This is a genomic window from Spiroplasma sp. TIUS-1, from assembly GCF_010365785.1.
In the GTDB taxonomy this organism is placed as follows: domain Bacteria; phylum Bacillota_I; class Bacilli_A; order Mycoplasmatales; family Mycoplasmataceae; genus TIUS-1.
This window is the reverse complement of the sequence record NZ_CP048387.1, coordinates 113,252-126,118: the sequence shown is the minus strand read 5'-3', so window position 1 is coordinate 126,118 and position 12,867 is coordinate 113,252. Positions and strand designations below refer to the sequence as shown.

At 29.7% G+C, this 12,867-nt stretch carries 11 protein-coding genes and 5 tRNA genes; 1 reads left to right on the top strand and 15 read right to left on the bottom strand.

The annotated features are described in order from the left end of the window. Position 1 precedes the first annotated feature (1 nt). The 10 genes from STIUS_RS00595 to STIUS_RS00550 all read right to left on the bottom strand — a co-directional run bounded on the left by STIUS_RS00595 (position 2) and on the right by STIUS_RS00550 (position 4,881). Entirely contained in the window at positions 2–1,324 is a 1,323-nt protein-coding gene (locus tag STIUS_RS00595; RefSeq protein ID WP_162649339.1) for an ABC transporter substrate-binding protein, read from the bottom strand. Positions 1,325–1,398: 74 nt separating this feature from the next. Next, positions 1,399–2,280 (bottom strand): HAD family hydrolase, encoded by an 882-nt coding sequence (locus STIUS_RS00590; protein WP_162649338.1) that lies wholly within the window; start codon positions 2,278–2,280, stop codon positions 1,399–1,401. Positions 2,281–2,298: 18 nt separating this feature from the next. Beyond that, complete coding sequence (gene trxA / locus STIUS_RS00585) at positions 2,299–2,610, bottom strand: thioredoxin (RefSeq protein ID WP_162649337.1); 312 nt, start codon at positions 2,608–2,610, stop codon at positions 2,299–2,301. A 23-nt stretch (positions 2,611–2,633) separates the two neighbouring features. Next, positions 2,634–3,461: an HAD-IIB family hydrolase gene (locus STIUS_RS00580; protein ID WP_162649336.1), complete on the bottom strand. Its 828-nt coding sequence runs from the start codon at positions 3,459–3,461 to the stop codon at positions 2,634–2,636. Between the two features lie 70 nt (positions 3,462–3,531). Continuing rightward, positions 3,532–3,616: transfer RNA gene (locus STIUS_RS00575), tRNA-Leu, on the bottom strand. Between the two features lie 67 nt (positions 3,617–3,683). Beyond that, on the bottom strand, positions 3,684–4,463 hold the full coding sequence (locus tag STIUS_RS00570; protein ID WP_162649335.1) for a hypothetical protein: 780 nt from the start codon (positions 4,461–4,463) through the stop codon (positions 3,684–3,686). 103 nt (positions 4,464–4,566) lie between these two features. Next, positions 4,567–4,641 (bottom strand) — tRNA-Thr (locus tag STIUS_RS00565). Positions 4,642–4,646: 5 nt separating this feature from the next. Further along, a tRNA-Val gene (locus STIUS_RS00560) sits at positions 4,647–4,722 on the bottom strand. 5 nt (positions 4,723–4,727) lie between these two features. Next, positions 4,728–4,803, bottom strand: a tRNA-Glu gene (locus STIUS_RS00555). A gap of 3 nt (positions 4,804–4,806) precedes the next feature. Further along, a tRNA-Asn gene (locus STIUS_RS00550) sits at positions 4,807–4,881 on the bottom strand. Between the two features lie 253 nt (positions 4,882–5,134). Between STIUS_RS00550 and STIUS_RS00545 the strand changes: the two genes are divergently transcribed. Further along, complete coding sequence (locus STIUS_RS00545) at positions 5,135–6,493, top strand: FAD-dependent oxidoreductase (protein ID WP_162649334.1); 1,359 nt, start codon at positions 5,135–5,137, stop codon at positions 6,491–6,493. Between the two features lie 33 nt (positions 6,494–6,526). Here the strand turns inward: STIUS_RS00545 and STIUS_RS00540 are convergent, their stop codons facing one another. The 5 genes from STIUS_RS00540 to STIUS_RS00520 are packed head-to-tail and all read right to left on the bottom strand — an operon-like array spanning position 6,527 to position 12,867. Continuing rightward, positions 6,527–7,705 (bottom strand): acetate kinase, encoded by a 1,179-nt coding sequence (locus STIUS_RS00540; protein WP_162649333.1) that lies wholly within the window; start codon positions 7,703–7,705, stop codon positions 6,527–6,529. Beyond that, on the bottom strand, positions 7,705–8,673 hold the full coding sequence (gene pta / locus STIUS_RS00535; protein WP_162649332.1) for a phosphate acetyltransferase: 969 nt from the start codon (positions 8,671–8,673) through the stop codon (positions 7,705–7,707). The genes STIUS_RS00540 and pta overlap by 1 nt, the downstream gene beginning before the upstream one ends. Before the next feature lie 25 nt (positions 8,674–8,698). Beyond that, positions 8,699–10,549: a dihydrolipoyl dehydrogenase gene (gene lpdA / locus STIUS_RS00530; protein WP_162649331.1), complete on the bottom strand. Its 1,851-nt coding sequence runs from the start codon at positions 10,547–10,549 to the stop codon at positions 8,699–8,701. 12 nt (positions 10,550–10,561) lie between these two features. Next, positions 10,562–11,869, bottom strand: a complete 1,308-nt coding sequence (locus tag STIUS_RS00525; RefSeq protein ID WP_162649330.1) for a dihydrolipoamide acetyltransferase family protein — start codon at positions 11,867–11,869, stop codon at positions 10,562–10,564. 8 nt (positions 11,870–11,877) lie between these two features. Beyond that, positions 11,878–12,867 carry an alpha-ketoacid dehydrogenase subunit beta gene (locus tag STIUS_RS00520; protein WP_162649329.1) on the bottom strand — a complete coding sequence of 330 codons (990 nt, stop codon included), beginning with the start codon at positions 12,865–12,867 and terminating at the stop codon, positions 11,878–11,880.

Below are 12,867 nucleotides of genomic sequence, written 5' to 3'. Positions count from 1 at the left end.
TTTATCTATACACTACTCTTCTTGATTTTGATGCATTTTCAAATGCATCTTTATTATCAACTAGTACCCTTTCTTTATTTCAACCATTTTTACTTTTTAGTATATTTACAAACAATTCATTAAATATAAACTGATCATAAAGTCCTGAAGATTCATTTGCTTCAATACTAAACTGCTTTGTATCCTTGCTTTTTACTATCTCCAACACTTTTTGCTCTGGTGCTCCATCTTCAAATTTAAAATCTCCAGACAATTCATTACTTGTTCAAGGGATATATCCACTTGCACTAGCAGATGTTGATCATAAATCTTTGGACTCAATTAAAGAAACAACAAACTCTTCTGCTACATTTTGTTTTTCCTTACTCCCCGATTTTAGTGCAATTAGGCCATCTCCTCTTTGAACCATGAAGTTATCAGAATTATTTGGTAAATTAATTATTGCTATATTAGGATCTCACCCTTCTTTTGAAGTGTTGTAGTATTTTAATCCTGCACTTGATGCTGTAGTCATCAATAATTTTTGTTTACTAAAATCATTTGATGGTCTAGTTGAACCGCTTGTCATCACAAGTGAATTTCTAATTTTATTTAACTTACTCATTAGAGGATCAATTGTATCAATTGCCTTTTTATTTACAATCAATGTTTCATTGTAATAGTTGAATAAATAATCATCATTTTGCTTTGTTGTATTTATCTTTTCTTTTCTTGCAAATTGAAGATTAATTAAATCTGACAAATCATCAATTCCCATTAATTTTGACTTGTCTTTTTTTTCTAATGATTTAATCAACGATTCAACATTTTCAAAAATATATTCAATCAATTCATCATCTGGAGTTGATTCATCAAATGATTCATCAACTTCTTTTAATAAAGTTTTATTAATTAACAAGACTGAAAATGATTTTCCCACTGGAACCATTAACTGGTTGCCATCTTTATCTTGGCCATACTCTAAAAAAGAATAATCATAAGCCATACTTTTTTCAAATTGAATTGGCATAATTTCTTCAGATCTTATTTGTTGAACTCGAAATGTTCTATCCATTGACCCATTAATAATGCTTGGAGCATATTTATTTGATAATAATTCACGTTCCATATTACCTTTTGCAACATTTTTAACTTCCACTTTTATATCTCTATCAACATTAAATTCTTCAGCTGCTTCTATATATCCTTGTAACGATGGACTATTTGGATTTGACTCAATTCACATTATCACATTCTTACTTTCAATAGGTCCACAAGAAATCAATAGCAATGCTGTTGGCACCGTTATTGAAAATATGGAAAATAAGCTAATCAGTTTCTTCATAGAATTCCTTGGTTAGTTTTATTATATAAAAAAATAGTCCAAAGACTATTCCTATATTTTTAAGTTTATGTTTATTAATCTTTACTTTCAGGTGCGGCCTCGTCTGAAAGTATTGTATTAGATGCATGGCTTTCATCAACATGTTCTTCAACAAATTTTAAGATTGCTTCTGTAATACCTTCACCTTGCTCAACTCTGAATTTTGATACTTCTTTAATTTGATCTGGAGCCTCTGCCATTGCAAAAGAACTACCTACTCATTTTAATGAAGATATATCATTTTCGCCATCACCAAAGTAAGCAATTTCAGATTGTTTAATTCCAAATTCTTTTGCAATCATTTTAAGAGCATACAACTTATCAATACCTGGTGCTGTTACTTCTAAAATTTTTGGATTTGTTTTTGGATAACTTGCACTTGTAAAAATGTATTCTTTTTTAGTTAGAAATTTTTTAAATGTTGTAATATTTTTAGAAGAACCTCTAATTATCATTTTTGAAAACAATTCAGTTGGCAATGTTGTTCCATCATATTTTGATAGTGGTAATTTATTGTATTTTGACATTCCAATAGCAATAATTGAGCCTTTTTTATTTGTAAATGATTTTTTACCACTTACACCATAAGCAAATATCTTTAATTTTAAATCTTTTGCTTTTTTAAATATTTCTTTAATTTGATCTTCTGAAAAAGGTTTAGACACAACTTCTGTTAAATTATCATCTGAAAATTTAAAGATTTTGGCCCCATTTAAAGTAACAATATAATCGTCAAATTTGTATCCATCAATTGATCTTGAAATTTCTTCTACACGGCCAATACTTCTACCTGTATTAATAATAATTTTTACATTGTATTTTCTAGCTGCACGAATTGCTTCAATCGTATTTTTATTGACTCCACCTTTTGAATTTAGTAATGTACCATCCAAATCGAATCCTATCATTTTTATCATATTTTTTCCACCTTATTTTTATTTTTTAATTAAGTTTAATAACATATCTTTTGAAGCAAATCCAATATGAGATTTAACTTGCTCTTTATTTTCAAATACTAACATTGTTGGTATAGACATAATCGCAAATCTTTCTGCTATATCTTGATTTGCATCAACATCAACATCAATAAACTTTACATCTTTCATTTCTTCTGCAATGTCATGAATTATAGGTGAAACCATTTTACATGGTCCACATCATACTGCTGAAAAGTCTACAAACACTTTTTCATTTTCAGAAATTATTTTATCAAATTGTGACATACTTGTTACTTTTGTTACTGCCATATTTTCTCCTAAATTTTTGCTCATTAATATTTTACAATATTTTCTTTAATATATGTTGCAACACCATCATTATTATTTGTTTTTGTTTCTTTTTTTGCTTTAGTTTTTAAAATGTCTACTGCATTTTGCATAGCTATTGGATGATCAGCTTTTTCAAACATTGTAATATCATTAGCTCCATCACCAAATGCATAGGTTTCAATATCTAAACCTCTTTTTTTAAGTTCATTCATAACCACTTCAACTGCTGCACCTTTACTTGTTGTAACTGGAGTTAACTCATAAACACGGTTAGTATATTTATGAAATTGAGTATAGTCATATTTAAAAGTATTGTGCATTTCTTCTACATCTATTTCACTTGCATTTTCATTTAATATAAATGTTACTAAATAAATAGAGTCTTTTATCTCGTCTAAATTTTTTATAATCTTAAATTCTTTTTTTGTAACATTAGCTCAGTATTCAGTATTTTTTGCTTTTCCATAACTATAAGTTACTTTATCTGCAAAGAAATGAATTTTATATTTTCCAACTTTTCCATATGTTTTTTCAAAAATATCTTTAATAATTTCTTTTGAAACAAACTCATCAACAATCATTAAGTCATTTTTAATGTCATAAATTTGTCCACCATTATGTGCAACCAAAAAACCATCATATTTTAAAATACCCATAACTCGAGCTAGCATCATTACATTATTAATACTTCTTGCTGAAATTGGAATAAATATTCCACCCTTGTTACAAAATTCATTAATAATTTCTTTTGTGTATTCTGAAAATCTGTGATCATCACGCAGTAATGTTGAGTCAAGATCAGAAAAGACTACTTTTGTTTTATCTGACATAAGTTTTTCCTTTTTAATATTTAAAAAATTATAACAAAAAAAAGACCTATAAGGTCTTTTGGTTTCAATTTGGTCCGGAATAAGGGACTTGAACCCCCACGTGTTACCACGCCAGATCCTAAGTCTGGTGCGTCTGCCAATTCCGCCAATTCCGGAAGAACAATTAGATTAAACCATAAAATGGATAAAAAATAAAGTTAGAAATTTACTTTCTTTAGTTGTTTATTTATCAAACAGTTCCTTCATATCTGAGACTAAAATATATGCATAAAATTTATAAAGTGTATTAGGTGAGTAATTTATTATCAATAATCGTATTGCATTATCTGATCAATATCTATAACTTTTTGATCTAATATTCTTTCTAGGTAATTTATTTTTTTTACGTTTAGACGTATTTTCTCCATAAGAATCATTTTGTAAAAAATCATTAATTATTAATAAATATTTCATAGGATTATTAGTTGCTTTTTCTGTATGTTCAACTGTAATAGGTTTTAAAACACCAACATTTACAGCTAATTTTAAGTATCTATCAACCATAAAAACATATGAATTTCAAAATGTTTCAAACTCAATTTCATTATCAAAATCACAATCTTTAAATTTAATTTTTTTAAGTTCATTATAAGTATTTGTCTTATCTTTTTTGTACAATTTTCTTAATTTTGAGTTTTCAATATATCTATTAAATAAAGAAACACAAGCATAAAGTCCAATCGTTAATTTGTATGTTGTTTCTGAATCAAAATCTTTATATTTTAAAATGTATTTTTCTAATGTAAGTTTTTTACCGTCAACTTCTTTTCCTAGAGAATAATTGAGAGAATCATAAAAAATTGAATTCATAAGTTTCAATACTGTATTTTTAAATTTTGGATTACTCAATAATTCTATAGATGGTTCGTCACCTGGCTTTAGACCATAACTTTCCATTAAAGGATAAATCACACTTCTAATATAGCTTAATACCCTATTATTGAAAACTAATTTTATGTTCATTCCATACCTTTTTGGTAGTATCTTAACAAAAAAAAAAAAAAAGCAATCAATTTTTTTAAATAAAAAAAGACAATTTACATTGTCTTGTATTTTTCATTTTCAATGGTGCTGATGATAGGAATCGAACCTACAACCTACTGATTACAAGTCAGTTGCTCTACCGTTGAGCCACATCAGCATAAATGGTGGAGCAAGAGGGACTTGAACCCCCGACCACCTGCTTGTAAGGCAGGCGCTCTCCCAACTGAGCTATTGCTCCATTTATGGTAGCCAGTACGGGGTTTGAACCCGTGAATGCACGGATGAAAACCGTGTGTGTTAACCACTTCACCAACTGGCCAATTGGCGGCTTTTGCAGGATTTGAACCTGCGACCAACCGGTTAACAGCCGGTTGCTCTACCACTGAGCTAAAAAGCCGTGTATGTTATATGTGTAATAAAACTTACTCTAAAATAATAACATATTTTAGTTATGTGCGATATTGATTTCTTAGAAATTAATATCTTAAATTATTTTATATAATTTTATTTAAAATTGATAATTTTATTTAATAATGAATAAAAAAATATATTCATATTAATAATTTTGTTAGTAAATTTTTTTAAATATTTCAATAAAATAAAAAAATTATCTTAAAAAGTTTAAAATAAAGATAGGGAGAAAATCTAATATGAAAACAATAGTAATCGGTACAAATCATGCTGGAACAACAGCAGTAAGAACCTTAAGAAGGTTAGATCCTAATATGGAAATAACAACATATGATTCTAATGATAATATTTCATTCTTGGGTTGTGGTATTGCATTATGAGTTAAGGGAGAAGTAAAAGATCCTAAAGGTTTATTTTATGCTTCACCTGAAATTTTAAAAGCTGAAAATATTAACGTTAAAATGAAACATAAATGAGTTGGTATAAACGCTAACAAAAAAACTATTAGTGTTGAAAACATTGACACTGGAGAAGTCTTTGAAGACGGGTATGATAAGTTAATTGTTGCAACTGGAACATGACCTATTACACCCCCTATTCCTGGTATTGATTTAGATGGTGTTCAAATATGTAAAAACTATCATCATGCTCAAAAAATTAAGAAAGCTAATGAAGATAAAAAAATAAAAAAAGTAGCAGTAATTGGTGCTGGATATATTGGAGTTGAATTAGTTGACGCATTTGTGCATTCAGGTAAAGAAGTAACTCTTGTTGATTTTGCAGATAGAATCATGCCACTTTATTACGATAGTGAATTTACAAGCTTGGTTGAAGCGGAAATGAAAAAAAATAAAGTTAATATTAAACTTAATCAAAAAGTTCTTGAATTCAAAGGTAAGGATGGTAAATTAACACACGTAATTACTGACGGTGGTGAAATTGCAACAGATTATGTAGTATTTAGTGTTGGTGTTAAACCACAAACTGAATTACTAAATGGTATTTGTGATCTTGATCAACGTGGAGCAATTAAAACAAACTTATTTGCTCAGTCATCAAATAAAGATATTTATGCAATTGGTGATTGCTCTTCTGTTTATGATGCAAGTACAAAAACATCACATCAAATTGCTTTAGCCACAACGGCAGTTAGAACAGGAATAGTTGCTGCTTTAAATATTGTTAAAGGTAATACACTTAAATCACCCGGTTTTGCTGGTGCAAATGGTATTGAGGTATTTGGTTGAAAATTGGCATCAGTTGGAACAAGTGAAGCCTCAGCTAAATTACATGATATTGATTATGAATGTATAATGTTTACAGATTCAGATAGACCCGAATTTATGTCTACCTATAAAGATGTATTCATAAAAATTGTTTGAGATAAAAAAACTAGAAGAATAATTGGAGCACAAGTTGGAGGCCAAAATAATCATACTGAAGTTATGTATATGTTTGCACTTGCTATTCAAAAACAACTAACAATTGATGAATTACCATTAGTTGATATATTCTTTTTACCCCACTTTAATAAGCCATATAATTTCATCACTTTACCAGGTCTTGAGGTATTGGGACTAAATTACTTTAAAAAATAATTGAGAAAAAAATGATACAGCTGTATCATTTTTTTATTTTGTTAATTTAATTACGTCTTTGCAGATCATTAATTCTTCATTAGTTCTTATTTTAAAAACTTCATATTGAGATTTGTTTGTAGAAATTTTTAAACACTCATCATATTGTTCAATATTAGATTTAGAATCAAGTTCAATATTAAGCATAGGTAATTTTTTAATAATCTCCTCTCGAATAATAAATGAATTCTCACCAATTCCTGCAGTGAAAATAAGTCCATCTATTTTACCTTCAAGCTGATTTAAATACTTAATAACAAAGTCGGCAACTCTTTGACAATACATATCCACAGCTAATTTAGCACGAGTATTTTCATTCATTACAGATGTTATATCTCTCATGTCACTTGAAATTCCTGAAATACCCTTTAATCCAGAATCCTTATTTAATATCGAAGTTACTTCGATAACATCCATATTTGAGTCTTTTGAAATGTATTCTATAATTGACGGATCAATTTCACCACTACGTGTACCCATCATTAGTCCATCCAATGGAGTTAGTCCCATTGAAGTGTTAAATGACTTACCATTTTTAATTGATGTTATACTTGCACCGTTACCTAAGTGAGCAATTATTAAATTAAAATCATTATTTTTTAGTTGTTTGACTTCTCTAAACTTTTTGACAATATATGCATAACTTATTCCATGCATACCATATCTTCTAACACTGTTTTTTTCATATCATTCGTAAGGAACTGGATAAAGAAATTTTTCAGGTTTAATTGATTGATGGAATGCAGTATCAAAACAAGCTACTAATTTTGCATGAGATAAAGTTTTTTCAAATGCTTCAATTGTAACAAGTGCTGGTGGATTATGTAATGGTGCTAATTTTGAATTAATTTCAATAATTTTCTTAATTCTAGAATCAATAATTACTGGTTCAAAAATTTTATCGCCACCGTGTACAACACGCAATCCTATTGATTTTATTTCGTTCTGATTTTTTACAATATTTAATTCTCTTAATTTTTCTATAATAGTTTCGGCTGCTGCCAAATGATCTGGAAATTCAGTATTGAACTTATGTTTTTTTTCATTAGTAATTAATGTTAAAGCACCATCAATTCCTATTCTTTCAGCCAGACCTTCGACTAACACTTCAAAAGCTTCATTGAACAATTTAAATTTAATTGAACTACTACCTGGATTAACAACTAAAATCATTATTTATTTTCCTTTATCATTAAGCATTGGAAGGCAGTAATAATAACAGTACCTAAAATATCATTGACAGTAGCTCCTCTGCTTAAATCATTTATAGGTTTTTTTAAACCTAACATGAAAGGACCTATCGCATCGAATTTACCAAAACGTTGAGCAATTTTGCAACCTATATTTCCTGAATTTAAATCTGGAAACACGTATACATCAGCAGAGTTTTTTGTAAAGTTATTTTCTGGAAATTTTTTGTCTCTAACTTTTTTATCAAATGCAGAATCAAATTGTAGTGGTCCTTCAAATACAACATCTTTAGATTCTATTTTTTTTAGAATGCTAGTTGCATTTTTTACTTTTTCAACAGTGGGACCCATACCAGAATTATTTGTTGAATAACTCAACATTGCAACTTCAGGTTTTAATACGCCTAATTTAACTGCAAAGTCTGAAGCCATTCTAGCAATATCGACTAATTGATTTTCATTAGGATCAACATTTAATGCGCAATCAGTAAATAAGTAATTTTCATCTTTTTTACTCATAATAAAAACAGATGACGCAATTGAATACTCTTTACTTGTTTTAATGATTTGAAGAGCCGGTCTTAAAGTGTCAGCTGTTGTAAAAGTTAATCCACAAACCATGCCATCTGCTTCACCTTCTTTAATCATCATAGTTCCATAGTAGGTTCTCAACTTAATTAATTCTTTTGCTTTATCTAAATCTATTTTTGGTTTTCTTAAATCAAATAACTTTTGAGCAAAATCATCTTTATTAAGAGAAGCGACATTTATACATGTAAGTCCTTCAACAAAATCACTATCCTTTTCGATAAGTAATATTGGATCAATTAAATTATCATTTTTTAATATTTTGGCAACTTGAACAATTTCATCTGCATCTCCTTCTGGAAATACAATTTTTTGTAAGTTATTGTTTCTTAGTATTTTTTTAATTTGTTCGATGTTTATCAAAATAATTTCTCCTATTTACTTTGTATTAAAAGTTTATTGGTTTCCCGTGTAATAATGCTTCCGCTGCTTCACCAATAGCCTCACTTAGAGTTGGATGCGGATGAATTGCCATTGCTATTTCAGATATTGTTCCTTCACATTCCATTACAGTTGTTATTTCTGAAATCATATCTGTTGCATGAGAACTGATTATGTGAGCTCCTAAAATTTTACCAAACTCGGGTTCAATAATTAGTTTAACAAAACCTTCAGTATTTCCATCAGCTAATGCTTTACCAATGGCAGAAAATGGAAATTTATAGGCTTTATAATCTATATTGCTTGCCTTCACTTCTTGTTCTGTTTTACCAACAGTTGCAACTTCAGGATGAGTATAAATACAACTTGGAATTTTATCAAACTCCATTTTGTGGTCATCATTTGGCATTGCTCTTTTTTTGGCAATATGATTTGCAACAATAATTCCTTGTTTTGACGCAGCATGAGCTAGCATCACTTTTCCATTTACATCTCCAATAGCATAAACGTTTTTAATATTTGTTTGACAATAATCATCAATTTGAATGAATCCTCTCTCTGTCAATTGAATTCCTATTTTTTCAAAACCTGATGTAATCGCATGTCTTCCAACTGATTGAAGACAAACATCAGCTTTTATAGTTATTTTTTCACCACTTGTTGTTGATTCATAAACAACGGAATCTTTTTTAAATTCTAATATTTTTACATTAGGTTTAATTGTCACTCCATTCTTTTTAAATATTTTTGTCATTTCAACAGACACATCATTATCTAGAATTTCAAGAATTGTTGGCATAGCTTGAAGTATAGTTACATCAACACCAATATTTGAATAAAGATTAGCAAACTCAACACCAATAACTCCACCACCAATAATTATCATTTTTTTAGGAACAGTTTTTAACGATAATGCTCCTGTTGAATTGATAAGAAATCCACTTTTAATGGCTTCTTCAGCTCCAGGTAATCTTAGTGAATTTGCATCACTACCTGTAGCAATAACTAAACTCTCACAAGTATATTTTTTATCTCCTACTTTGATAGTGTGTTGATCTACAGCAATTGCTTCACCCTTTACTTGTGCTACTAAATTTTTCTTAACAAGCATTTCAACACCCTTTGTTAATTTAGCAACAACTTCATCTTTTCTACCTTGAAACTGTTTTCAATCAACTTCAACTTTACTTTCAGCTGAAATTTTAATTCCATAGAATGCAGCCTTGTTTTTAATTTGACTATATAAGTAAGCAGATTTAAGTAGTGTTTTAGTTGGAATACATCCAATATTCAAACATACTCCTCCATACTTATCTTTTTCTACAATTAAAGTTTTTAATCCCAATTGTGCACATTTGATAGCACTTGTATAACCTCCAACTCCGGCCCCGACAATAATTACATCATATTCAAATTTTCCAATTTTGTCTTTTAAAGATGGAGCAATTTCATTATTTCCATACTCTACTTTGGCTGAAAAAATTTCTTTTGCCTTTTCAACTTCTGCAGCAGGTTTTTTAGTTTGACCACCTCTACTTGGTATTACGTCATTAGATACAGGAGTTGATCCAACAACACTTGCGTTTTCTTCTTCTTGAACTAGCGGTTCTTCTGTTGAAACTTTTCCATCATCAATTTCAACGACTACATCTCCAACTTTAATTTCTTGATTAGCTTTTATTAATATTTTTGCTATTTTACCATCTGTTGGTGAAGGTATTTCAGAATCAACTTTATCAGTTTCTACATGAAATAAACTGTCACCCATTTTTACGCTATCTCCAATTTTTACTAAAACCTCAGTCACTTTACCTTCAGTTAAACCTTCTCCAATATCTGCAAATTTTACTTTAAACATTTTGTACTCCCTTTATAGCATTAATAATGCTGGTTTTGATAAATAATATGCAACTCTCATTAAGAATCTTCCAACATCGGCACCATCAATAATTTTGTGGTCAGCTGTCATAGAAAACGGCATGATTTGCCTTGGCTCTAATATATTGTTTATATACATTGGTGTAAGAGTCATTGTACCTATACCTAGAATCGCTCCTTCTGGAGGATTTGGAATAGGTGTCGCAAAATCTAAACCAACAGATCCAAAGTTTGTAATTGTAAATGTACCTTCCGTCATTTCTGCCATACTTAATTTTTTGTTTCTAGCTTTAGAAGCAAGTTCATTTATTTTTGCAGCTATTTCAAATACATTGTATTTATCAGCAGATTTAATAACTGGAACAACCAACCCTTCAGGAGTATCGACAGCTATTCCTAGATTAATATTTTTTACATGTTTTATTGCACCATTTTCAAAATCATTTCTAACATTAATGTTAGGCATTTCTTTTAATACTAAAGCTGTAGCTTTTACAATAAATGGCAGAAATGTTAATTTAACTTGAAGACCATCTGCATAATCTTTAAGCTGTTTTCTTAGATTAACCATTTCAGTTACATCAATATTTTTTATTCCACTAAATGTTGCTTGAGTGTCATGGGCTTTTTGCATTGATTTAACAGTTGCTTTTCTAATTGAATTCATTTTTATTGATTCAAATTGCAGTGGTTCACTATAGTTAGGAATGCTAATTTTTGGATTATTGTAATCAACTTTTGAAACTGGTTTGTTTGACAATGCAGGACTTGGCATACTTATAGGATTGAATGATTGTGATGTACTTATAGATACATTTCCATTTTCAATATCTGCTGCAAGTATCCTACCATTGGGTCCACTTCCTTTAATTTGGGAAATATCAATCCCTTTTTTGGCAGCCATTTTTCTTGCTAAAGGTGATGCTTTGATAGCACCATTATTAATTGATACATTATCAGTTTTTATAATTTCTCTTTGAATAACTTCATTAGAAACAGGAGTTGATCCAACAACACTTGCATTTTCTTCAACTGGTTCTGAAACAGATTCTTCTACTGTGGCGCTTCCATCATCTATTTCTACAACAACTTCACCAACACTAATATCTTGGTTGGCTTTAATTAATATTTTGGCAACTTTTCCGTCAACAGGTGATGGTATTTCAGAATCAACTTTATCAGTTTCTACATGAAATAAACTATCACCCATTTTTACGCTATCTCCAACTTTTACTAAAACTTCAGTAACTTTACCTTCAGTTAAGCCTTCACCGATATCTGCAAATTTTACTTTAAACATCGACCCTCCTAAAATTTAAAACCTAAAGTTTTTTTCATTTGTTCTAATACTCTGTATGGATTTATGTGGAAGTATTTTTCACCACTATCAAATGGGATTACAACATCATATCCTGTACATCTTGCTAAAGGTGCTTTTAAATATTCAAAACATTCTTCTTGAACACTGGCAATTATCTCTGATGAAATTGAAAAAGATTTTACAGCTTCATGAACAACTACTAGTCTTCCTGTTTTTTTAACAGATTCAAAAACCATTTTTTTATCTCATGGTTTGATTGAGCGTAAGTCTATTAAATCAACACCAACACCTGGGTTTTCTACTTTTAACATTTCCACTGCTTTTTGACAGTCAACTGTTTGAGCTCCATAAGTAACTACTGTTATATCACTACCTTCAGAAATTTTATAACCCTCACCAATTGGTACTGTATAAAATTCATCAGGTACTTCTTGTTTGAATGCTCTATATAATTTTGTTGGTTCTAGTATGATTACTGGATCATTTGATTCAACAGCTGCACATATTAAACCTTTAGTATCATAAGGTGTAGAAGGACAAACAACCTTAACTCCTGGTAAGTGAGCATAAATTACTTCCATAGCCTCTGAGTGAAGTTCTAATGATCTAATACCGCCACCCATTGGCATTCTAATAACCATTGGTAAAAAATATTTACCTCGTGTACGGTTTCTCATTCTTCCAACATGTCCTAAAATATTTTGTAAAGAGGCTCAACCTAGTCCTTGGAATTGAATTTCTACAATTGGTCTTACTCCATTCATAGCCATACCAATTGCCATACCTGCAAATAGTGCTTCTGAGATTGGAGCATCGAAACATCTTTCCTCTCCAAATTCTTTTTGTATACCTTGGGTAGCTCTAAAAACTCCACCTTCATATCCAACATCTTCACCATAAATAATTACGTTGTCTCATTTTTTCATTGTTGCAGTAATACCTTCGGCAACTGCTTTAATATTATTGATAGTTGACAT